Source organism: Deefgea piscis, from assembly GCF_013284055.1.
In the GTDB taxonomy this organism is placed as follows: domain Bacteria; phylum Pseudomonadota; class Gammaproteobacteria; order Burkholderiales; family Chitinibacteraceae; genus Deefgea; species Deefgea piscis.
The window spans coordinates 728,555-751,994 of the sequence record NZ_CP054143.1 but is presented as its reverse complement, the minus strand read 5'-3'; the positions used below and the strand labels follow the sequence as shown (position 1 = coordinate 751,994).

Genomic DNA, 23,440 nt, shown 5'->3' with positions numbered 1-23,440 from the left:
TTGTTTGAGGCTTTGCATGATTTGTAAAAACGTTGAACCGAGCTTGTTGTGGCAGCACTTTGCCGTGTTGTGTGCTTATCCGCGACCATCGCATCATGAGGCGGCGTTGCGAGCGCAGATCCAAGCTTGGGCTAGTCAATTGGGCTTAAGTCATGAGCTCGATGCCGTTGGTAATTTACTGATTCGCAAGCCCGCAACGCCGGGGATGGAAAATCGTCTGGGCGTGGTGTTGCAAGGTCATTTGGATATGGTGGCGTTAAAAAACGAAGCCGTAGTGCATGATTTTTTGCAAGACCCGATTCAAACCTATATTGCCGATGGCTGGATGCATGCCAAGGGGACGACGCTTGGGGCGGATAATGGGATTGGTGTTGCTGCCGCATTAGCAGTGCTAGAAAGCCAAGATCTAGCCCATGGCCCACTTGAGGTGTTGCTGACCATCGACGAAGAGTCAGGCATGAGTGGCGCCAAAGGTTTGCAGCCCAATTGGTTGCAAGGGCAGCTGCTGTTTAATTTAGATACCGAAGATTGGGGCGAGTTGTACGTTGGCTGTGCGGGTGGGATTGATATCAGCGTGGGGCAAACTTTACATCCCGAACCAATGCCTGCGGGCTGGGTGGTGCGTGATTTAGCGTTAACTGGTTTGAAGGGCGGTCATTCTGGGGTTGATATTCATCTTGAGCGGGGTAATGCCATCAAGCTCATGTCTCGCCTATTGTTCCAAGCAATACCTTTATTTGATTTGCGCTTAGTGAGTTTGCGTGGTGGTTCATTACGCAATGCTTTACCGCGTGAAGCGTTTGCGCGGATTGCGATTCCGGCGTGTGATGCGGCGAATTTTGCGGCATTTGCCGCACAATGCTTGGCCGAATGGCAGCAAGAGTTACAAGGTGTTGAAACCGATATCGCCCTGCAACTGGCCGATGCTCAAGCAGAGCAGGTGCTCAGCACCGCCGATAGTGCCAAAGTGGTGAACTTATTAATGGGTTTACCGCACGGTATTCGCCGCTGGAGTACCGAAGTGGCGGGCGTAGTGGAAAGCTCGAATAATCTGGGGGTGCTGCAGTTTGATGGCCGGCGTTTTGATGCGGTGTTAATGGTGCGCTCTTTAACTGAAACCGGCGTAACCGAATTGGTGCAAACCATTCGGGCGATTGCGCGCTTAGGCGGATTTGCGGTGGAAAGTAGCGGTGCCTATCCCGGTTGGGCGCCTAATTTGCAATCGCGGGCGTTGACCGTGTTGCAAGAGACTTATCAAGCGATGTATGGCGCAGCGCCAAAAGTGAAAGTGATTCATGCCGGTTTAGAATGCGGCTTGATTGGTAAAGCGTATCCCGCATTGGATATGGTGTCATTTGGGCCGACGATTCGGGGCGCGCATTCTCCGGATGAGCGTGTTGAGATTGCCTCGGTGACGCATTTTTGGGCTTTATTGACGGCCAGTTTGGCGGCGGTGCCCGTGGCAAATTAACGCCGATGTGGTGATTGAGACGCAAAACCCTGCAAATTGAGCAGGGTTTTTGTTTTTCTATGGCATGGGTATTACTGTATGGGGAATCGAACCCACTTCATCGTATGCTCTCACCTATGAAAAAATGGCCTATTTTAAGCAGTTGGCAACGCAATTGGCCGTGGGCATTGGCGTATTTGGCGATCGCATCGTTACTCACGGCAGTCTTGGTTTACGCTTGGCAAGATTATCGCAATGAGCTGTTCGCCCGTGAGGCGACCATGGCGCAAGATTTGCTCTGGCAAGAGCAAGAAATTCGTGGCCGCTTGCAAAGCAATCAAAATATCTTAGAAAACCTCGCGTATGGCTTGGCGTCTGACAGTATGCAGCAGTTGGATTTTCAACGCCGCGCTGAGGCGCTGATGAAATCCAATCCAGAAATCGTCAATATTGAGTGGGTGAATGCCAAAGGTCAGCGTGGTGATGGCTTTCCCAATTTTGAACGCCGTCCCGAAAGTTTGGTGGCTTTGGATGATTCTTTACTCACCGAAGTGATTGATGGTGCGGCGACCTTGGGTTATCCGATGGTGAGTAATGTGATTTGGCGCAATTCACCACAAATGGTGCATGTGGTGCCATTTTTTCATCAAACCGAATATCAAGGCGCGGTGTTAGCCGTTTACGATTTATCGATTTTATTGCTGCAGCGCGTGCCGTGGTGGATGGTGCAGCGCTATCAGTTGCAGCTTATCGATAGTAATAACCAAGTGATTGCGCCCAATCGCTATCATTCGCGCTTAATAGGCAAAGATATTCGTGAAGTGCCATTTGGTGGCGCCAGCCAGCAGAGTTTACGTTTATTGGCCAAGTCGATCGACCCGATTACCAAGCAATCCAATTTTTGGTTGATTGGCTTAATTACTGCGCTGTTATTGTTGCTGTTGTGGTCGCTGAAAATGCTGCGCTTACGCATGCGTGAAAGGCAGTATGCCGAATATGCACTGCGCGATGAAATCTTATTTCGCTCGGCGATGGAAAACTCGCTAGTGACAGGCTTACGTGCGATGGATACCGATGGCAAGCTCAGTTACGTGAATCGCGCGTTTGCCAATATGGTGGGCTGGTCTGAGGCGGAGTTAATTGGTGCCAAGCCACCGATGGTTTTTTGGCCGCCAGAGTGTCTGGATGTGTGTGCCAATGCCTATCAAGCCATTTTGCGGGGTGAATGCCCAGCCAATGGCTTTGAATTACGCTTTATGCGCAATGACGGCGAGCGCTTTGATGTGCGCTTATATTCTTCTAAATTAATCGATAGTCATGGTGTGCATCGTGGTTGGATGGCGTCAATGTATGACGTGACCGAATTAAAACAAGAGCGTGAAGCGCTGGCGAGCTCGCGTCAGCAATTGCGAACGGTCTTGGCAGGGCTGGAAGTCGCCGTGTCGGTGACCGATATTGAAACCGGGGTATTGCTGTATCGCAACCGTTTGCATAGCAAGACTTTTGCGATTCCCAAAGACACTGAGGCGTATTGTTTAACGCGCTGGCCTGTGGATTCGGCTGTGCATGATGGGATATTTGAAAGCGTCGATATGCACACTGGGCGCACTTATCAAATTGAGCAGCGCGGTGTGGATTGGGTAAATAATCGCAGCGCCATTTTGGAAATCTGTACCGATATTACTGCCAAACAACAAGCACAAGAGGCGGCACGCACGCGCAACGATCAATTGCAGCACACCGCACGGCTGGTCAATATGGGCGAATTGGCGTCAAGCTTGGCGCATGAACTGAATCAGCCATTAGCGGCGATCGCCAGCTATAGTGCGGCCTGTGAGACTATGTTGTATAAGGCCGACCCACCCTTGGCTAAGGTGCAAGAAACCTTGGTCAAAATGACGGCGCAGGCTCGCCGTGCCGGGCAAATTATTCGGGGTATTCGGCAGTTTGTCGTGAAGCGCGCGCCGACGCGAGAATTGTGCATATTGAATGATTTAGTCAGCGTGCCGGTGCAATTACTTGGGCCCATGGTGCAAAAAATGAAGGCCCGAATTGTGCTGGATATTCCGAGTGATTTACCGAGTTTTCAGGGTGACCCGGTGATGCTTGAGCAAGTGCTGCTTAATTTGATTAAAAATGGGCTCGAATCGATGAGCGAAACCCCGATTAGTGAACGGCAGATTATCGTTAGCGCAAGTTTTAGTGCCGATACCTTAAAGGTGACTGTTACCGATCGCGGGGGCGGTTTATCTGATCCGGCCCAGTTATTTCAACCGTTTTACAGTACCAAGTCCGAAGGCATGGGCATGGGCTTGAATATTTGCCGCTCAGTGATTGAGCAGCATCGCGGCCATTTATGGGCTGAACCTAATCCCGGTGGTGGAACTCGAATGCGGTTTCGCCTCCCTTTTCATGCGAATGAGGAAATATCATGAAGCCTGTTTTGACAAATAGAGCAGCAATTAGAACCGTTGCGGTGATTGATGATGATGAAGCTGTACGAGATTCATTGGCTTTATTGCTAGAAACACATGATTGCCCTGTGGTGACGTATGCATCGGCCGAAGCTTTTTTAGACGAGGGCGATGCCAGTCGTTTTGCTTGCTTGATTGTTGATGTGCGTATGGACGGCATGAGCGGACTTGAGCTGTTTGCCGAGCTACGCGAAGGCAGTTATTTACCGCCGGTGATTTTTTTAACAGGGCACGGTGATGTGCCAATGGCAGTCAATGCACTCAAAGATGGTGCGAGTGATTTTATGGAAAAACCCTGTGATCAGGATCTGCTACTTACTCGGGTACAAGCTTGTTTGAGTGAAGATCAGCAGCGCCGCGGCAATGCACAGCATCAACAAAAAGTCGTGGAATTGCTGGCCGATTTAACGCCACGCGAGCGCGAAGTGCTGCAAGAAATCTTATTGGGTAAGCTAAATAAACAAATTGCCGATCGCTTAGATATCAGCACCAAAACCGTAGAAGTGCATCGGGCGCGAATTTTTACCAAAATGCATGTGCATTCGGCGATGGAATTGGCCGCCATGCTTAAAGAAGTGCCAACGAGCGATTGGTTTTCTTAAATAAATAAAGAATTAAGTCAGTTTTAAGTGCCGTTCATTGCTAAAGTGAACGGCATTTTTGCATTTAATCGTAAGGTATTTACCCTAGGTTGAATACCTGTCCGGTGATTACCTGATTTGTATCAGTATGTAGTTACTATATTCTGACTACAACCGAAGGCAGGACTGCACTCGGCAAAATTAAAATCATCTGGAGATTACGATAATGCGTCTTACCAAGTTAGGTTTGCTGGTTGCAGGAATGGGCGTTGCGTTCGCAGCACAGGCTGTTGAAGTCGAAGTCTTGCATTATTGGACTTCAGGCGGTGAAGCCAAATCAGTGGCTGAATTAAAAAAAATGATGGAAGCCAAAGGTTACACCTGGAAAGATTTTGCCGTGGCCGGTGGTGGTGGTGAAAACGCCATGACTGCGCTCAAAACGCGTGTGGTTTCTGGCAACCCACCTGCGGCAGCACAAATTAAAGGTCCTTCGATTCAAGAGTGGGGTGCCGAAGGGGTGCTGGCTTCAATTGATGACGTGGCTAAAAAGGGTGGCTGGGATAAATTATTGCCACCGGTGGTATCTAGCGTTGTGAAATACAAAGGCCAATACGTTGCCGCGCCAGTGAATGTGCATCGGGTGAATTGGTTATGGGTGAATCCAGAATTATTGAAAAAAGCCAATGCCAAAGTGCCAACCACTTGGGATGAGTTTTTTGTAACTGCTGCGGCATTACAAAAAATTGGCGTGCAACCCGTGGCGTATGGTGGCCAACCTTGGCAAGACAGCACCGTATTTGAAACCGTTGCTTTAGGTGTGGGTGGTGCTGATTTTTATAAAAAAGCGTTTGTGCAACTTGATCAAGGCACTTTAAGCGGCCCAACAATGATTAAGGCTTTAGAAACGTATAAAAAAATCAAACCATTTACCGACAAAAATAGCTCAGGTCGTGAGTGGAACTTAGCCACCAGCATGGTGATTAATGGCAAAGCCGGTATGCAGTTTATGGGTGACTGGGCTAAGGGCGAGTTTATGGCCGCCGGTAAAGTACCGGGCAAAGACTTCCTGTGTGTAGCCGCACCGGGTACTGCCAATGCGTACACCTTTAATATTGATAGTTTTGCGATGTTTAAATTGAAAAACAAAGAGGCTGAGAAAGGGCAGCAAGCATTAGCGGCAACGTTGATGAGCCCAGAGTTTCAAGAGCTATTTAATTTAAACAAAGGCTCAATTCCCGCGCGTTTGGGGGTAAATATGAGCAAGTTTGATATGTGTGGTCAAAAGTCGGCTGAAGACTTCAAGATGGCATCGACTAAAGGTACTTTGATTCCATCATGGGCGCATGGCATGGCGATGAAGTCTGCGACCCAAGGCGCCATGTTTGATGTGGTCACGCAGTTCTGGAATGACGACAAAATGAGTGCCAAAGACGCCGCGGCAAAAATCGCTAAAGCCGCTAAAACAATGTAATTCTCTATTGGGTATATGGATGAATATTAAGTAAGTAGTACTGTTCATTCATATACCCATCTCTTTATCTTTGCTTTTGCGGAGAATCCAAATATGACGATGCCTGTCCGTACGGCCCATTATGGGTTTGCGGAGCGCTGGCTGCCGCGCCTCGTTTTAGCCCCGTCGTTTGTACTCACCTTGGTTTTTTTATATGGCTTTATTGTCTGGAATGGCTATTTGTCATTCACCACATCGCGAATGCTGCCCAATTATGAATGGGCTGGTTTAGCGCAATACATCACCTTATTTGAAAATGAGCGTTGGTGGGTTGCAGTGCGTAATTTAGGAATTTTTGCGGTGCTGTTTATTGGCGGCGCAATGGGCATTGGTATCGTATTGGCGGTTTTATTGGATCAAAAAATCCGCTTTGAAGGCGCGATTCGTACGATTTATCTTTACCCTATGGCGCTGTCTTTCATTGTGACTGGTACCGCGTGGAAATGGATTTTGAATCCCGGCTTAGGGATAGAAAAATTGATGCATGACTGGGGCTTTACCCATTTCACGTTTGATTGGTTAGTTAATTCCGATATGTCGATTTATACCGTGGTGCTGGCGGGTTTATGGCAATCATCGGGGTTTGTGATGGCGCTGTTTTTAGCCGGTTTGCGTGGGGTCGATGATTCAATTATTAAAGCGGCGCAAATTGATGGCGCAAGCTTGCCGCGGATTTATTGGAAAATTGTGTTGCCGGCATTGCGGCCAGTGGTGTTTTCCACCTTGATGGTGCTCTCACACATTGCGATTAAAAGCTTTGATTTGATTATGGCGTTAACCGGCGGCGGTCCAGGGTATTCGTCAGACCTGCCGGCGACCTTTATGTATTCAATGGCGTTTACTCGAGGCCAAATGGGCGTCGGTGCTGCCAGCGCGATGATGATGCTGATGGCGGTGGCCGCGATTGTGGTGCCGTATTTGTATTCAGAGCTGAGGAAAGACGGTAATGGTTAATGTCCTATCACAAGATATAAAAACAACGGCGAACGCAGAGACGCAGAGACGCAGAGGAATGCCTTTGAGTATGAACTTAGCTCAAATCTGTACGATGCCATCTGATGTTTTTCTCCGCGTCTCTGCGCCTCTGCGTCGGGTTTGCGTATCAGGGAGAATGGTATGACTCAAGATCGTTTTTGGCGGGGTTTGGTGTATGCCGCGCTGGTGTTTGCCGCGCTGTATTACTTGATTCCGCTGTATGTGATGCTGACGACGTCGGTGAAAGATATGGAGGAAATCCGCACGGGCAACTTATTGTCCTTTCCACAAAACATCGGTTTTGCCGCGTGGGATAAGGCCTGGAGTTCGGCGTGTACTGGGGTTTCTTGTGATGGTTTGTCGGGCTATTTTTTGAACTCAGTCAAAATGGTCATTCCTGCGGTGTTGATTTCCACCTGCTTGGGCGCGATTAACGGCTATGTGTTGTCGAAGTGGCGCTTTGCTGGCTCAAATATCATTTTTGCGATGATTTTATTTGGGGTGTTTATGCCATTTCAGGTCTTGCTGCTACCTATGGCGCAAACCTTGGGTTGGCTGGGCATTGCCAGCACCACGACGGGCTTGGTCTTTGTGCATGTGGTGTGTGGCTTAGCCTCAACCACGCTGTTTTTTCGTAATTACTACGTGGGCATTCCCGATGAGCTGATTAAAGCCGCACGGCTGGATGGGGCTGGGTTTTGGCGTATTTTTTGGCGAATTATTGTGCCGATGTCGACGCCGATTATTATGGTGACGTTGATTTGGCAATTTACCAATATTTGGAATGATTTCTTATTTGGTGTGGTTTTCTCAGCGGGGGATAGTCAGCCGATTACCGTGGGTTTGAATAATATGGCCAATACTTCGACCAATGTGAAGGAATACAACGTCGATATGGCTGCGGCACTGATTGCGGCGTTACCAACGATTGCAGTGTATGTGTTTTGCGGCAAATATTTTGTGAAAGGTTTGTCGGCAGGTGCGGTCAAAGGTTAAGTCAAGTGATGACTTGGCTTATTCAATCAATTTGGAGAATGCAATGGGTGCTTTAGCCATTAAAAATGTCACCAAGACATTTGGTGATACGCAAATTTTAAAAGGCATCAATATTGATATTGAGTCCGGTGAGTTTTTGATTTTGGTTGGCCCATCCGGTTGTGGTAAATCGACATTAATGAATATCATTGCTGGCTTAGAAAGCCCCAGCAGCGGTGAGGTGTGTATTGCCGATCGTGTGGTGAATGATGTCGCACCAAAAGATCGCGATATCGCGATGGTGTTTCAAAGCTATGCGCTTTATCCAACAATGACTGTTCGACAAAACATTGCTTTTGGCTTAGAAACGCGCGGCATTGCGAAAGCTGAGCAAAATGAAATCATTGCTCGCGTGGCCAAAATGCTGCAAATGGATCATTTGCTCGAGCGAAAACCAGCTGCTTTGTCGGGCGGGCAACGTCAGCGCGTGGCGATGGGGCGCGCATTGGCCCGCAATCCAAAGCTATTTTTATTTGATGAGCCGCTATCGAATTTGGATGCCAAATTGCGCGTTGAAATGCGCGTTGAAATCAAACAACTGCATCAACGCTTGAAAACGACGATTGTGTACGTGACGCACGATCAGATTGAAGCGATGACTTTAGGCGATAAAATCGCGGTCATGAAAGACGGTGTGATTCAACAATTTGGCCGCCCACAAGATATCTATGAGAACCCGGCCAACCTTTTTGTGGCCAGTTTTATTGGTTCGCCATCGATGAATTTTATTCCCTGCCATTTAATTGAGCATGACGGCGAGTTGGGTGTTTCTTTGCAAGGGATGGCGAGCCCTTATTTTATTAGCTTGGCGGAACGGCCTAATTTGCGTGCACGCTTGGGTGAGAAAATTACCCTAGGGATTCGGCCAGAACAGCTGGATGTGGCAGAGGCACAATCGAGTGCGTTGGAGTGCAAGGTGAAAATCACCGAGCCGACGGGGCCTGACACCATGGTGTACACCGAAATCAACGGGGTGGAAGTGATCGCGCGCGTGCATCCGCGACTGGTGCCTCCGACTGGGCAGAGCATTAAGCTGGTGCTGGATATGAAAAAAGTGGTGCTATTTGATCCAGCGACTGAAGCTAGAATTTAAATTCAGCCCACCGCCAATAAAAAAAGCGCAGATAAAGATCTGCGCTTTTTTTATTGGCTTAGATTTAAGCGACAGAAGTCATCTCGACTGGCCGAGTCTCAATGATGGCCGCGCGCTCGCCGACGCGCTGGTGATATTGCTGCAAAGCCGGATAGTGAGTGGCCCACTGCAGTTGGGGTAGGCGTAAATCAAGATATTCCAGCATACAAATGACGCCAATATCCGCAATGCTATATGCATCACCAGAAAACCAGCGCTTTTCTTCCAGTTGGCTTTCGAGTGCGGCTAAACCACGAATGATTTTATCGTGCTGGCGGTTTATCGCGTCTTGGCTTTGCAAAGCGCTAGGGCGGCGCTGCTCCATCACGACGGCAACGGCAGCATCACAAATCCCATCGGCCAAAGCCGCGGTTCGTTTGGCGCTAATCATTGGGCGTTGATCGCTTGGAAATAACTTACACACCGGCGATAGGTAGTCTAAGTGCTCGGCGATAACACTGGAATCATAAATGACACGGCCATCATCGAGCGCCAAAACTGGCACTTTACCCAGTGGGTTATAGCTCTGAATCAGGGCATCATCTTCACCTGGCTTGGCAATGATCAGCTCAAAATCGATCTTTTTTTCCGCCAAGACAATGCGAATTTTCCGACCGAATGGGCTATGTAGTGCGGTAATCAGCTTCATTTTATGGGCTTCTCTTGAGACCGAAGTAAGATTCTAGGAGGCATTGGTAAGATAGGCTAGTGAATCTACACCGATACAACAAAAATGCCTCGGTTTCCCGAGGCAGATCAAGCATTAAATCAAATGTGCATTAAGCAATTCTGGCGTAACCCGGTAGCGTCAGAAACTCAATAAATTCATCCGCCGTGGTGATTTGGTCAAAGAGCTTGGCCGCCTCAGTCAAGGTCGCGCTAAAACGGCCCTGCGCTTCGATTTTAGCCACTTCTTCAGGCAACCATTGATGAAACATCTCCACGGTGACTTTGCGACCATCAACTAGCACGCCTTTGTCTGAGCGTAGCCATTGCCAAATTTGCGAGCGACTAATTTCAGCTGTGGCCGCGTCTTCCATCAAGTTATGGATCGGCACGCAACCCATGCCCGCTAACCACGATGCCAGATATTGCACGCCGACTGAGATATTGCCGCGTAAACCAGCCTCAGTAATTGGGCTTTCGGGTTGGAAGTTGAGTAAATCGGCTGCCGAGCAGGCAATATCATCACGCTGCTTGCTAATTTGATTGGGCTGATCGCCCAAGACTGCATCCCAAGCGGCCATCGCCACAGGGACTAGGCCCGGATGCGCTACCCAGCCACCATCGTAGCCATCACCGGCATCGCGTTCTTTATCGGCACGTACTTGGGTCATGGCTTTTTCATTGGCTACCGGATCGGATTTAACCGGAATATACGCCGACATACCGCCCATCGCTGGCGCGCCGCGCTGATGACAGGTTTTTAGTAACAGCAATGAGTACGCGCGCATAAATGGCACGGTCATGGTGATTTGGCTGCGATCGGCAAGGCAAAAGTCGCCATCCATACGGAATTTTTTGATGCAGCTAAAAATGTAATCCCAACGCCCAGCATTTAGGCCGGATGAATGCTCACGGAGTTCATATAAAATTTCATCCATTTCAAACGCGGCTAAAATCGTTTCGATTAGCACCGTGCCCTTGATACAAGCATGTGGCGCTTTGAGCTGATTTTCTGCCCACGTAAACACGTCATTCCATAAGCGTGCTTCAAGATGGGATTCCATTTTTGGCAAGTAGAAATAACAAGAGCTGCCTTGGCTGAGGCGATATTGCAGATTGTGAAACACCACCAAACCGAAATCAAATAGCGAACCGGACATGATTTCACCATCAACTTCAAAATGTTTTTCCATTAAATGCCAGCCACGTGGCCGAATGACGAGGGTGGCAATTGTATCGTTGAGTGCGTAAACCTTGCCCTCTGGGCTAGTAAAGCTGATCGTGCGGCGATAAGCGTCACGCACATTGATTTGGCCTTCGATTTGATTGTTCCAAGTTGGGGTGTTGGAATCTTCGAAATCGGCCATAAATGATTTTGCCCCAGAATTAAGGGCATTGATCATCATTTTTCTTTCGACCGGGCCAGTAATTTCGACGCGTCGATCTAATAAATCGGCAGGTAAAGGATTGATTTGCCAATCACCGGCGCGGATGTGTGCCGTTTCGGCGAGAAAGTCGGGTTTAATGCCGGCATCTAATTGCGCTTGGCGAGCTTGGCGAGCGGCCATTAATTCTCGGCGGCGGGGTTCAAATTGGCGGTGTAGTTGCGCCAAAAAATCAAGCGCAGCTGGAGTCAGTATGCTACTCACTTCTGGACTGGTTTGACCTTTAATTCGCATATTCATCGTGATGCTCCCTTGCAAGAGACTGTGACGGCACAATGTGCCGTCACAGGGTATTTGTCGCTATACCTTATTTAGCATGATCTATATGCTAATACCCGATTAATGAAATTGTTCTTCTTCGGTAGAACCTTGCAAGGCGGTGGTAGATGATTGGCCTTGCTGAATCACTTGAGTTACTTGATCAAAGTAACCGGTACCGACTTCCCGCTGGTGTTTAACTGCGGTAAAGCCGCGTGGTGCAGCAGCAAATTCGGCTTCTTGCAATTCAACAAAAGCGCTCATGCCATCACGCGCATAGCCGTGTGCCAAATTAAACATGCCGTAGTTCAAGGCATGGAAGCCTGCCAAGGTGATAAATTGGAATTTATACCCCATGGCACCGAGTTCTTTTTGGAACTTGGCAATCGTTGCATCGTCGAGGTTTTTCTTCCAGTTAAATGATGGCGAGCAGTTATAAGCCAGCAATTTGCCAGGGAATTTGGCATGGATCGCATCGGCAAATTTACGCGCATATTCCAAATCGGGCTTACCGGTTTCACACCAAACCAGATCAGCATAAGGGGCATAGGCTAGGCCACGAGAGATGGCTTGGTCTAGGCCTGGATACGTCTTGTAAAAGCCTTCCATCGTGCGCTCGCCAGTGCAGAATGGCTTGTCGTTATCATCCACATCGCTAGTGAGCAAATCAGCCGCTTCAGCGTCAGTACGTGCCACGATAATGGTCGGTACGCCCATCACGTCGGCAGCTAAACGCGCTGCAACCAGTTTTTCGATGGCTTCACGTGTTGGCACCAAGACTTTGCCGCCCATATGACCACATTTTTTTACTGAGGCCAGTTGGTCTTCAAAGTGAACCCCGGCAGCACCGGCTTCAATCATTGCTTTCATCAATTCAAACGCATTGAGTACACCACCAAAGCCTGCTTCGGCATCGGCCACAATCGGAGCGTAAAAATCGATGCTGTCATCACCTTCTGAGTGATTGATTTGGTCGGCACGCGCTAACGTATTATTAATGCGGCGAACAACTTGCGGCACTGAATTCGCTGGATAGAGCGATTGGTCTGGGTACATTTCACCGGCTTGATTGGCGTCCGCAGCCACTTGCCAGCCAGAAAGGTAAATGGCTTTAAGGCCTGCTTTAACTTGTTGCATCGCTTGATTGCCGGTCAATGCGCCCAAGGCATGAACATAAGGTGTTTCGTGCATCAATTGCCACAGTTTTTTAGCGCCGTGACTTGCAAGGGTATATTCCTGCAATAAAGTGCCGCGCAAACGATCAACATCAGCTGCGGTATAAGGGCGTGTTATGCCCTTCCAACGCGGGTTAGTCTGCCAGTCATTTTCGATTGCTGCGATGCGTTTTGCTTGCGTGCTCATACTGATCTCCGTGTTGGTTAGGGCAATTTTGAGTGTGTTTTTTTTGAAACACCGTTTCATTCTCACTTCAGCTGCCGTCTTAAAATCATTGGGTATATAAATACTCAGCGTGGTTTTAAAACGTTGGCTTGGGCGATCAAGCGCGGTAATTCAATTGTCTATCGTGTGCACTCGCTATTGCTTTCATTGAAGCAGGGTTTTTATTCAGTGCAATGTTTTTATTGCGCTGCACCATAGTGTAGTCGAATTATTCTTACTACATATTGGGGCTTGCCTGTAGAGGGTTTAGATTTTGTCGGTGTCCTCGCTCTTGAAAAGCAAGTGCCTACCCCCATTTCATATCGGAACGTAACAAATTTGGAGTACAGGCAATGAGTCAAGACAATATTCAAGACGTAAATCAAGAAGCCACTGAGCAAGAGGCCGCTGTGGCATCGACGGTAGAAACCGTTGCAGATGAAGTGGAAAATGGGATTGAAGCGCAATTGAGCGCCGCTTTGGCTGATCTAGATAAAGCACGCCAAGATATTTTGTATATTCGTGCCGAAGCCGAAAATGCGCGTCGTCGGGCATTAGAAGAAAATGAACGCACCCGCAAATTTGCGTTAGAAAAATTTGCACGCGAAGTGATTGCAGTCAAAGACGCGATTGATATGGCCTTGCTGGATGAATCGGGCAATTTTGAAGGCTTGAAAATGGGCGTTGATCTGACCGCAAAAAGCTTGACCAATGTGTTTGAAAAGTTTGATCTGCTTGAAATTAACCCGATCGGTGAAAAATTAGATCCAAACAAGCATCAAGCGATTTCAATGGCCCCTAGCGACGAAGAAGCCAACACGGTGATTCAAGTGATGCAAAAAGGCTATGAATTATCTGGCCGCGTAATTCGCCCAGCCATGGTTGTGGTTGCGGCAGCAAAATAATTTATTAGCATAAATGAAGTCGGTGGGCTTGAAATGCAAACGGCAATCCCCACTTGATTATTAAGGTTAATTGAACAAGGTGCTCCGCTTTGCGTGAGCCGCAATTAGAAAGAAGGAAAATACGACATGGCTAAAATTATTGGTATCGACTTAGGTACAACAAACTCTTGTGTAGCTGTTTTGGAAAACGGTCAACCTAAAGTGATCGAAAATGCAGAAGGTGCGCGCACAACACCTTCGATTATTGCTTATCAAGAAGACGGCGAAATTTTGGTTGGTGCGCCAGCTAAACGCCAAGCGGTAACAAACCCAAAAAATACTTTGTACGCAGTGAAGCGTTTGATCGGCCGCAAGTTCGTCGATAAAGAAGTGAAAAAAGACATCGACTCGATGCCATTTACGATTGTCGCTGCCGACAATGGCGATGCTTGGGTTTCAGTTCGCGACAAAAAAATGGCACCACCGCAAATTTCTGCTGAAATCTTGCGCAAAATGAAAAAAACCGCCGAAGACTACCTCGGTGAAGAAGTAACAGAAGCCGTTATTACCGTTCCTGCATACTTTAACGATAGCCAACGTCAAGCGACTAAAGACGCAGGCCGTATCGCTGGTTTGGACGTAAAACGCATTATCAATGAGCCAACTGCTGCGGCAATGGCGTTTGGTATGGATAAAGTTGGCCAAGGCGATCGCAAAGTTGCGGTGTATGACTTGGGTGGTGGTACGTTTGATATTTCGATTATCGACATCGCTGATGTGGATGGCTCGACTGCATTCGAAGTATTGGCTACCAACGGCGATACATTCTTGGGCGGTGAAGACTTTGACCAACGTTTGATGGATTACATCATTGCTGAGTTCAAAAAAGAACAAGGCATTGACCTGAAAAACGACGTAATGGCATTGCAACGTCTGAAAGAAGCGGCAGAAAAAGCCAAGATTGAATTGTCTAGCGGCGCGCAAACTGAAATTAACTTGCCATACGTGACCATGGATGCAACGGGTCCAAAACACTTGGTAATGAAGATTACTCGCGCTAAATTCGAATCTTTGGTTGATGATTTGATCGCTCGCTCAATTGAGCCTTGCAAAATTGCATTGAAAGATGCTGGCTTGAAAGCTTCTGATATTGATGATGTGATTTTGGTTGGCGGTCAAACGCGTATGCCTAAAGTCATGGATGCGGTGAAGGAATTCTTTGGTAAAGATCCACGTCGTGACGTGAATCCAGACGAAGCGGTTGCAGTTGGTGCGGCATTGCAAGGTGCGGTATTGGGCGGCGATCGTAAAGATATCTTATTGCTCGACGTAACACCGTTGTCATTGGGTATCGAAACTTTGGGCGGCATTATGACTAAGCTGATCCAAAAAAATACGACGATTCCAACTAAAGCATCACAAACGTTTTCAACTGCAGATGATAACCAAAGTGCAGTAACGATTCATGTGTTGCAAGGTGAGCGTGAAAAAGCGTCGGCGAATAAATCGCTAGGTCAATTTAATTTGGGCGATATTCCACCAGCAGCACGCGGTGTGCCACAAATTGAAGTGACTTTTGACATCGATGCCAATGGTATCTTGCACGTTGGTGCGAAAGACAAAGCATCAGGTAAAGAAGCCAAAATCACGATTCAAGCTTCTTCTGGTTTGTCAGAAGCAGAAATCGAAGCGATGGTAAAAGACGCTGAGCTTAATGCTGAAGAAGACAAAAAATTGCATGAATTGGTGACGGCACGTAACTCTGGTGAAGCAATGATTCACCAAGTTAAAAAAATGCTAGCTGATGCTGCAGATAAAGTCACTGAAGATGAAAAAGTAGCCATTGAAGCGGCGATTAAAGACTTGGAAGAAGTCGTTCGTGGCGATGACAAAGAAGTGATCGAAGCTAAAACAGAAGCTTTGATGCAAGCAAGTCATAAAGTGGCTGAGAAAATGTATGCTGAGCAAGGCGAAGCTGCTGGTGCTCAAGCTGCAGGTCCGCAAGCGGGTGCCAATGATAAAGATGACGGCAATGTAGTTGATGCTGAATTTACCGAAGTAAAAGACAAGTAATCAGCATATTCAATTAGGCACAGCGCTTGCACAGCAAGCGGCTGTGCTTTTTTGTCTCGGGGAAATGCATCATGGCAAAGAAAGATTTTTATGACGTTTTAGGCGTGAATCGCGACGCTTCAGATGAAGAAATAAAAAAAGCATACCGTAAACTGGCGATGAAATACCATCCGGACCGTAATCCGGATAGCAAAGAAGCTGAAGATAAATTTAAAGAAGGCAAAGAAGCCTACGAAGTCTTATCTGATTCGCAAAAACGCGCTGCTTATGATCAATACGGTCATGCTGGTGTTGATCAGCAAGCCGGTATGGGTGGTGGCGGTGGTTTTGGCGGCGGCGGTTTTGGTGATTTTGCTGATATTTTTGGTGATATCTTTGGCGGTGGTGGTGGCGGCGGTCGTGGTGGACGGAGTAATGTTTATCGCGGTGCTGATTTACGCTACAACATGGAAATCACGCTGGAAGACGCGGCACGCGGCGTAGAAAAGCAGATTAAGATTCCATCACACGATGAGTGTGAAGTTTGTCATGGCTCGGGTGCTAAGCCCGGTACTGAAGCGACAACTTGTCATACTTGTGGTGGTCATGGTCAAGTTCGTGTTTCACAAGGTTTCTTTAGTGTTCAGCAAACTTGTCCAACCTGCCATGGCTCGGGCAAATATATTCCTGATCCATGCCGTAACTGTAAAGGAACAGGCCGGGTTCAAACGCACAAAACATTAGCAGTGAAAATTCCTGCTGGTGTGGATGAGGGCGATCGTATTCGCCTGAGCGGAGAAGGCGAAGCCGGGGTGAATGGTGGACCTTCTGGTGATTTATACGTTGTGATCCATGTGAAAGAGCATGCCGTATTTAATCGCGAAGGGAATGATTTACACTGCGAAATGCCAATTAGTTTTAGCTGTGCGGCATTGGGTGGTGAAATTGAGATCCCAACCTTATCCGGCAAGGCACGCATTACGATTCCACCAGAAACGCAAACTGGTCAGGTATTCCGTTTGCGTAGCAAAGGGATTAAGGGCGTGCGTAGCGCAATGACTGGCGATTTAATGTGTCATGTTGTGGTTGAAACGCCTGTGAAATTAACTTCGCGCCAGAAAGAATTGCTAAAAGAGTTTGAAGAAATCAGCCAAGGTGATTCAGATAAGCATAATCCACGTGCGAAATCATTTATGGATAAAGTGAAAGATTTCTTTGCGACTTAATTTGATTGAGTTTGTATTAGCAATAAAAAAGAGCCGATTCGGCTCTTTTTTATTGCATAAATCATTATCGGGATAGTGCGCCAGTGGGCGACATCATGGTAATTTCGCCAAAGCTAGTGCCATTGCGATTTTTATCACTGTAGTCGATGGTAAAACCACCTAAATCATATTTTTTCATCGTGGTTAAGGCGTTATAAATTGCCGAGCGTGTTGGATTTTTTCCTGCGCGTTTAATCGCTTCAACAATCAACCGAGCAGAAATATAGCCCTCTAGCATGGCATAGCTTGGATAATTGGCAATGGCTGACAAAGATTCTTCTTTGCCTGAGCCTGTTCCCATTTCATTAAAAACGGCGGCTTGAAATTCTTGAATTAACTTGCTTCGCGTATTGTATGGATAAGGATAAACTTGGCTAATTCCTAAACCGTGCGCCCCTTTTTTACCTATCGTTTTTGCTACTTCTTCAAATTGTACTGGCGAAAGTGAATACAGCTGCGATGTGCCGCCTTTCTCTTTATATTGCTGCACAAATGAAGCGGCTGGTTTAGAGAGTGCCACGACAATAATTGCTTCTGGATTTATTTTTGCGAGCTCTTGGGCCGCTTTATTGGTGTCGCCCGATTTGTGGTCATACCAAGCTTCTCCGACTAATTTAAGCTGATTTTTTGCTAGAGAAGCTTTTAATGCGGCAACCCCAGCCACACCTAATTCACCTTTTTCGGCAACGACAGCAATTTTAGTGACACCTAAATTGCCCGCGAGCAATTTGATTAAACGATCAGTTTCTTGATTGAAACTACTACGAGTATTAAAAATAAATAAATTATTAGCGCTGCGAATTGATTCTGCGCCGCTATGAATGCCAACTAAAGGAATACCTGAATTATCTAATGTTTTAGTTTTGATGAGTTCAGAAATACCTGAGGTGCCAAAATAAGAAATTAATGCAACTGCATTTTCTTTTTCAATAAAATCTTGGGTGTTTTTTAAAGTTCGTTGCGCATCGTAAGCATCATCACGAACGAGGTGATTGATGAGTTCGCCATTGATACCGCCACGACCATTGATACTATTGAAATAAAGTGATGCACCCAGCGCAATGGCTTTGCCGGTTTCGGCTGCAATACCGGTGGTTGGAACCGATTGTCCAATGACAATTTCGGCATTTGCGAAGCTCGCAATGGATAGACTAGCGCTAATTATGAGTTTTTTTAACACGTTCGATTCCCCTCCAAGTGTCATTCTTTATCAAGCATCTTAAATTATTGTTTGCTGATGGTATAGTATTCAGCGAATACGACGTAGTAATGCGACGAAGTACCGCTATTTTGCGCATTTTAGAGCGAGTGACTGAGTTAAAATAACGCTAATGCTGCAGTGCACTGATATCGACGCAGTTTTAAAATCTATTTTTATTACCCTTGGGTTGCGCCATTAGCTAAGCGTCCCGTTGTTTTGGAGTGTGTTGTCATGCGGCGTGCAGTTTACGCAGGTAGTTTTGATCCTGTTACCAAGGGGCATTTGTGGATGATCGAGCATGGCGTCAAATTATTTGACGAAATGATTGTCGCCATCGGTGAAAACCCAGATAAACGTTACACTTTCAGCGTTGAAGATCGTGTCGCAATGCTGCGTGAAACCACCAATCAATGGCCTAATTTGCGGGTTGAAACGTTTGAAAATCGTTTCTTGGTTGATTATGCTCGCGAGCAAGGCGCGCAATTTATTTTGCGTGGGATTCGTGAAGCGGCTGATTATGAATTCGAGCGAAAAATGCGTTATGTGAATGCCGATCTAGCGCCACACATTGATACGATATTTTTAATGCCGCCGCGTGAGATCGCCGAAATCAGCTCGACGATGGTGAAAGGGCTGGTTGGTCCAACTGGCTGGGAAAATGTCGTTAAGCAATATGTTCCTGATCCGGTTTTTTTACGTTTGCTATCTGGCCGTTAAACCTTGATTTTGTGGAAATAAATACCACTAAGCTCATCGACATCGGTCTGAGCTGGTAAACTACGCTTTTGCTTTTCAGTTGCTGCCATGTCTGATCTTTCCAGTTACAAAAATCGTCTCACAAAAAATATGCGCCATTGGGGTAAATGGGCGCGCCGTCAGGGGCTGACTTGCTATCGCATTTATGACCGTGACGTGCCTGAATTCCCTATGATTGTTGACGTGTATGGTGATCGTGTTCATTTACAAGAATACGATACCGGCTGGATGGAGACTGACGAAGCCTACTCAGAATGGGTGGATGAAGTCCATGCCGCGACTGCCGAGGTGTTTGGTATTCCACTTGAGCACGTGGCGCTAAAAATTCGCAAACGAATGAAAGGGCTGACTCAATACGAAAAAGCCGAAGGCGCGGGCGAATTTTTTGTGGTGCAAGAAAATGGCTTGAATTTTGAAGTCAATCTGGAAGCTTACCTTGATACTGGCCTGTTTTTAGACCATCGCAACACGCGTAAGCGGGTCATGATGGAAGCGAAGGGCAAACGATTCCTCAATTTATTTAGCTATACCGGTGCGTTCAGCGTGTATGCCGCAGCGGGTGGGGCGACGTCGACCTTAACGGTTGATTTGTCTAATACTTATTTGGATTGGGCTGGGCGCAACTTTGCGCTGAACGGCATGAATGAAGTCAATCATCAGCGGGTGCGTGCTGATGTGTTTGAGTTCTTGCGTGAAGCGACGTGTAGCCCACAAAAATATGATTTGATCGTAATGGATCCGCCGAGTTTTTCTAATTCAAAAAAAATGCTCGGTGTGCTCGATGTGCAACGTGACCATGCATATTTAATTGAATCTTGTATGGCCATGCTGGCACCGGGTGGCGTATTGTATTTCTCGAATAATTTACGTAGCTTTGAATTAGATCCGATGTTTGTTGATCGTAGCGAAAATCTAACGGCATCATCGATTCCTGAAGATTTTCGTAATAAGCGCATTCATCAGTGCTTCCGATTCGTAAAGAAATAGCCGCAAACGCAGCAAAAATATGCCCCTAGCTTGGATTGACTTTGGCCTACCGGGCTGAGGCCTTCCAAGCTTTTTGGTTTTATGGCCCGCGCAATGTATTGCTGCGGGCATTGATTGATATTTAATTTATTTATTGAGCTGACGTATGACGCATCCGTTTTATCCAGCGCCGCTGGTGTTGCTTGATTTGGAAACAACGGGTGCCAACCCTTCGACGGATCGAATTACTGAAATCGGTTTAATTCAAGTGGATTTGTCGGGTATTTGCTCTTGGAGCTCATTGGTTAATCCTTGCCAAGCAATACCCCCATTTATTCAGCGACTGACCGGTATTGATGATGCGATGGTTGCGAATGCACCGGTGTTTGCAGATGTCGCTGATGAGGTTCTTGATCAGCTACAAAATCGAATTTTTGTCGCACACAATGCACGATTTGATTACACCTTTTTACGCAATGAATTTAAGCGTTGTGGGCGGGCATTTCGTGGTCAAGTGCTATGCACGGTGCAACTCTCGCGCAAACTTTACCCAGACGAATACAAGCACAGTTTGGATGCCTTAATTGCCCGCCATGGTTTGCAATATAGCGGCGAGCGGCATCGTGCTTTGACCGATGCACAGCTGATTTATCAATTTTTGCAAGCGGCGGTGCAGGATTTAGGAGCGGAGCGTGTCACCGCTGCCATTAATGAATTGATTCGGCCTCCGGCGCTACCGAGTCAAATCCCCGAATCGGTCATCGACGATCTACCCGATACTGCTGGCGTCTATGTTTTTTATGGTGAGCAAGACGAGGCCCTATGGGTGGGCAGCAGTATGAATCTCCGTCGTCGGGTCTTGCAGCATTTTGGCAAAAAAGCCAATGAAGGCCCAGCAGCCTATCTGGCGCGTGATCTGCGTCGAATTACTTGGTTTGAAACGGCCGGTGAGCTAGGCAATACCTTGCTTGAGCGACAACTGATTCAAACCTTGCGACCAAGAATGAATTCATCAGTACGGCACAAAGTAGATCAAACTCAGTCGCTATGGCAGATTGAGTTGCCCAAGGCAGTGCGTGGCGAAGCCATATTGCCGTTGCAACCTCAATTGATTGCTTTGACGGCATTAAGTCAAGCCAGCGGAGAATTGTTCGGCCCATTTCGCGGCGCCCGCGAAGCGCAAAATATCATGAATCGAATCATTAAAGCCCAAGGTCTATGCCGACAAGCTTTAGGATTGGAAGCTGCTAAAAAAGACGGTTCACCCTGCCAGGCGCATTTGCAAGGCGATTGTCGTGGCGCTTGCATTGGGCGCGAGCCAATGGGACTGCACAATGGACGTTTGCTGGCGGCATTGGCCAAGCATCAATTAGCCGCATGGCCCTATGCTGGCGCAGTGGCCATTGCCGAAGGACCAGAGTGGTCGACGGTGTGGCATGTGCTGGATCATTGGTGTTATTTGGGATCAATTGATCATCCTGATCAATTGTCGGCATTGTTGGCGGCAGAACGACCTGCATTTGATGTCGATATGGCGAAGTTGATTCGTACTGAGCTTAAAAAAACCAAAACCATTGTGCTCGATTGCGCGACTTTGGCGGGTTGATCGGTTAATAGCTGCGATACTCTAAATGCTGCCAGCAGCATTTGGCCGAATCGCTCGGTTGGCATAAAGCCTGTGAGGTACTGGGCTTGCTCGATAGGGTACGCGGCGCTATGAGCGCCGCACTGCCAATGGTAGCAGCCAAGCAAAGTATCAAAACCAGCACTGATTTCATGACAATTCCTGTTTAAAACACTTTTTAATCTTTCTTTTATAGAAAGAAATATCCGTATGAGCAATGACCATTAATCGCTCAAGTGGCTGCGTTAACCGGCGTAACAGGGAAATGATTGAGCCCACGCTGATAAAATTGTTATGGACTAGGGCTTGGTTCGGTTTAAATTAGCCGCAGCGATTGGCAATTGGCAGCGGCCATGATTGCGTTTGCTGTGATGGGATCAAACGACGTTTAATTCTTTTTTTGCCACGGCCAGCGGCCAGTGAGTTCCAGCTCCATGGTAAAGCTCAAAAAGGTGCGGATGATGACCACCAAGCCGAGTTTCAGCAGATTATCTACCGTGAGCTCAATGGCGATGGTGTAAATAATGTCGCTGATAATCAGAAACTCAAGGCTTAATAAAATCCCACGACCGAGCTGTTCTCGAAGGGCATCATAAGCCGCGTCCATGGTCTTACTACGGTAAACATCGCGCACAAAAAGGCATAAACCCAGCAAGGTGGAGAGTAATAAAATCGCGATACCCAAGTATTCAACGCCAGTTGCGAGCGTGTGTAAAGTCAGCATCATGACCATCCTCTTTGGTATATTGAGTGCGTAAAAAAACCGCAGTTTTGAGCTGCGGTTTTTTGTTTAGCGCATTAAGCTAAAATCGCTTGGATCTCATCGCTTTCACTTAGCGTGAATTTTTTATCGGTTGATAGCAATTGCTGACCATCAAAACGACTAATGTGATAAATCGTACCAAATGAGAACGTTGGCGCTGCAGCACCTTGGCCGCCACACACCTCTGCACCACGGCGCACATTATCAGCCATCCAGCCGGTCAAACGCAGGTGATATGGATTGCGACGAACTTCTTCCACGTGGCAAGCGAGCGCTGCGATCAGATCGGCAGTGTCTTGTTGGCTGGTGGCGATTAATGCATTTGGCGCTTCCATCTGACGCCAAAATTCACTTTGCACCACGGTGCAAGCGTGTTGAGCGGCTTTAAGTGCATCCATTAGCAAGTAATGCGTGCCGATATGCGCAGAGTGGTAATCATTGTTGTGCGGGAACACCACCACCTGCGGTTGGTATTGCTCAATCAATTGGCGAATGACGGCGACTTTTTCTGCCCAAGCGCTTGGATTGTTATCGCGGGTTTTGCAGTTCACATCCATTAAGCCGCCAGGGATGGTTTCGAGCAAATCCCAGCCTAGGTAATCACACGCATTTTTAACTTCAACCCAACGCTCAGGTTGACGTTTCAGACTCGAGCCTTGAGAAACGGCCACATTCATCACGCGAAAGCCCGCTTCACGCCCTAGGCGGAGCGGCAGCGCGCCGATGATACATTCATCGTCAGGATGCGGCGCAAAAATCATCACTACCGGTGCATCGGCCGCCAAGGCCGCTTTTGGGCTATGTCCCAAAGTATCTAAATTGGCGAATAAAGGGGCATCTGTTTTTTGCAATAAAGCATTGTGCGCTTCAACCAGCGCGAGGTAAGGATTACTCATTAGAAAACTCCGGGGCGGTATGCCAAAGACAAAATCAATAGGTAAGAGTATAGGCTTTCACACTCTTGAGACCAAGAGTCAGACGCGATCTAGTGACTGCTGAGTTGATATTTCACAGCTTTTGCAT

Annotated in this window: 19 protein-coding genes; 13 read left to right on the top strand and 6 right to left on the bottom strand. The window is 47.4% G+C overall.

Annotation, left to right across the window (positions count from 1 at the left end; all coding sequences use genetic code 11):
- Positions 1 to 16: 16 nt before the first annotated feature.
- From HQN60_RS03575 to HQN60_RS03545, 7 genes are all read left to right on the top strand, one after another.
- On the top strand, positions 17 to 1,471 hold the full coding sequence (locus tag HQN60_RS03575) for an aminoacyl-histidine dipeptidase (protein WP_173532388.1): 1,455 nt from the start codon (positions 17 to 19) through the stop codon (positions 1,469 to 1,471).
- Positions 1,472 to 1,587: 116 nt separating this feature from the next.
- Positions 1,588 to 3,885: a PAS domain-containing sensor histidine kinase gene (locus tag HQN60_RS03570; protein ID WP_173532387.1), complete on the top strand. Its 2,298-nt coding sequence runs from the start codon at positions 1,588 to 1,590 to the stop codon at positions 3,883 to 3,885.
- Positions 3,882 to 4,526, top strand: coding sequence for a response regulator transcription factor (locus tag HQN60_RS03565; RefSeq protein WP_173532386.1), 645 nt, complete (start codon positions 3,882 to 3,884; stop codon positions 4,524 to 4,526). Before HQN60_RS03570 ends, HQN60_RS03565 begins: the two co-directional genes overlap by 4 nt.
- Positions 4,527 to 4,731: 205 nt before the next feature.
- Positions 4,732 to 5,976 carry an ABC transporter substrate-binding protein gene (locus HQN60_RS03560; protein WP_173532385.1) on the top strand — a complete coding sequence of 415 codons (1,245 nt, stop codon included), beginning with the start codon at positions 4,732 to 4,734 and terminating at the stop codon, positions 5,974 to 5,976.
- A 93-nt stretch (positions 5,977 to 6,069) separates the two neighbouring features.
- Positions 6,070 to 6,969 carry a carbohydrate ABC transporter permease gene (locus tag HQN60_RS03555; protein ID WP_217390223.1) on the top strand — a complete coding sequence of 300 codons (900 nt, stop codon included), beginning with the start codon at positions 6,070 to 6,072 and terminating at the stop codon, positions 6,967 to 6,969.
- Between the two features lie 162 nt (positions 6,970 to 7,131).
- A complete protein-coding gene (locus tag HQN60_RS03550) occupies positions 7,132 to 7,986 on the top strand; it encodes a carbohydrate ABC transporter permease (protein ID WP_173532384.1) in 855 nt (284 codons plus the stop codon).
- 43 nt (positions 7,987 to 8,029) lie between these two features.
- Positions 8,030 to 9,118 (top strand): ABC transporter ATP-binding protein, encoded by a 1,089-nt coding sequence (locus tag HQN60_RS03545; protein WP_173532383.1) that lies wholly within the window; start codon positions 8,030 to 8,032, stop codon positions 9,116 to 9,118.
- A gap of 64 nt (positions 9,119 to 9,182) precedes the next feature.
- Here the strand turns inward: HQN60_RS03545 and HQN60_RS03540 are convergent, their stop codons facing one another.
- From HQN60_RS03540 to aceA, 3 genes are all read right to left on the bottom strand, one after another.
- Positions 9,183 to 9,806: a glutathione S-transferase N-terminal domain-containing protein gene (locus HQN60_RS03540; protein ID WP_173532382.1), complete on the bottom strand. Its 624-nt coding sequence runs from the start codon at positions 9,804 to 9,806 to the stop codon at positions 9,183 to 9,185.
- A gap of 130 nt (positions 9,807 to 9,936) precedes the next feature.
- The gene (aceB, locus tag HQN60_RS03535; protein WP_217390221.1) at positions 9,937 to 11,508 is read right to left on the bottom strand and encodes a malate synthase A; all 1,572 of its coding nucleotides are present in this window, start codon (positions 11,506 to 11,508) and stop codon (positions 9,937 to 9,939) included.
- Positions 11,509 to 11,607: 99 nt separating this feature from the next.
- Positions 11,608 to 12,888, bottom strand: a complete 1,281-nt coding sequence (gene aceA / locus HQN60_RS03530) for an isocitrate lyase (protein ID WP_173532381.1) — start codon at positions 12,886 to 12,888, stop codon at positions 11,608 to 11,610.
- A 371-nt stretch (positions 12,889 to 13,259) separates the two neighbouring features.
- On the opposite strand from aceA, the gene grpE reads away from it, so the two are divergent.
- The 3 genes from grpE (at position 13,260) to dnaJ (ending at position 17,068) form a co-directional block, all read left to right on the top strand.
- Positions 13,260 to 13,811 carry a nucleotide exchange factor GrpE gene (gene grpE / locus HQN60_RS03525; protein ID WP_173532380.1) on the top strand — a complete coding sequence of 184 codons (552 nt, stop codon included), beginning with the start codon at positions 13,260 to 13,262 and terminating at the stop codon, positions 13,809 to 13,811.
- A 126-nt stretch (positions 13,812 to 13,937) separates the two neighbouring features.
- Positions 13,938 to 15,863, top strand: a complete 1,926-nt coding sequence (dnaK, locus tag HQN60_RS03520; protein ID WP_173532379.1) for a molecular chaperone DnaK — start codon at positions 13,938 to 13,940, stop codon at positions 15,861 to 15,863.
- Positions 15,864 to 15,934: 71 nt separating this feature from the next.
- A complete protein-coding gene (gene dnaJ / locus HQN60_RS03515) occupies positions 15,935 to 17,068 on the top strand; it encodes a molecular chaperone DnaJ (protein ID WP_173532378.1) in 1,134 nt (377 codons plus the stop codon).
- Between the two features lie 64 nt (positions 17,069 to 17,132).
- Here dnaJ and HQN60_RS03510 read toward each other — a convergent pair whose 3' ends face one another.
- A complete protein-coding gene (locus tag HQN60_RS03510; protein ID WP_173532377.1) occupies positions 17,133 to 18,287 on the bottom strand; it encodes an ABC transporter substrate-binding protein in 1,155 nt (384 codons plus the stop codon).
- Positions 18,288 to 18,539: 252 nt separating this feature from the next.
- Between HQN60_RS03510 and coaD the strand changes: the two genes are divergently transcribed.
- The 3 genes from coaD (at position 18,540) to HQN60_RS03495 (ending at position 21,636) form a co-directional block, all read left to right on the top strand.
- Positions 18,540 to 19,025 (top strand): pantetheine-phosphate adenylyltransferase, encoded by a 486-nt coding sequence (coaD, locus tag HQN60_RS03505; protein ID WP_173532376.1) that lies wholly within the window; start codon positions 18,540 to 18,542, stop codon positions 19,023 to 19,025.
- Positions 19,026 to 19,112: 87 nt separating this feature from the next.
- A complete protein-coding gene (locus tag HQN60_RS03500; protein ID WP_173532375.1) occupies positions 19,113 to 20,051 on the top strand; it encodes a class I SAM-dependent methyltransferase in 939 nt (312 codons plus the stop codon).
- Positions 20,052 to 20,196: 145 nt separating this feature from the next.
- Positions 20,197 to 21,636, top strand: coding sequence for an exonuclease domain-containing protein (locus HQN60_RS03495; protein ID WP_173532374.1), 1,440 nt, complete (start codon positions 20,197 to 20,199; stop codon positions 21,634 to 21,636).
- Between the two features lie 406 nt (positions 21,637 to 22,042).
- On the opposite strand, the gene HQN60_RS03490 is transcribed toward HQN60_RS03495, so the two are convergent.
- Both HQN60_RS03490 and HQN60_RS03485 read right to left on the bottom strand, forming a co-directional pair.
- Positions 22,043 to 22,381, bottom strand: coding sequence for a DUF1622 domain-containing protein (locus HQN60_RS03490; RefSeq protein ID WP_217390219.1), 339 nt, complete (start codon positions 22,379 to 22,381; stop codon positions 22,043 to 22,045).
- Positions 22,382 to 22,452: 71 nt separating this feature from the next.
- Complete coding sequence (locus HQN60_RS03485) at positions 22,453 to 23,313, bottom strand: PIG-L deacetylase family protein (protein WP_173532372.1); 861 nt, start codon at positions 23,311 to 23,313, stop codon at positions 22,453 to 22,455.
- Positions 23,314 to 23,440: the final 127 nt, after the last annotated feature.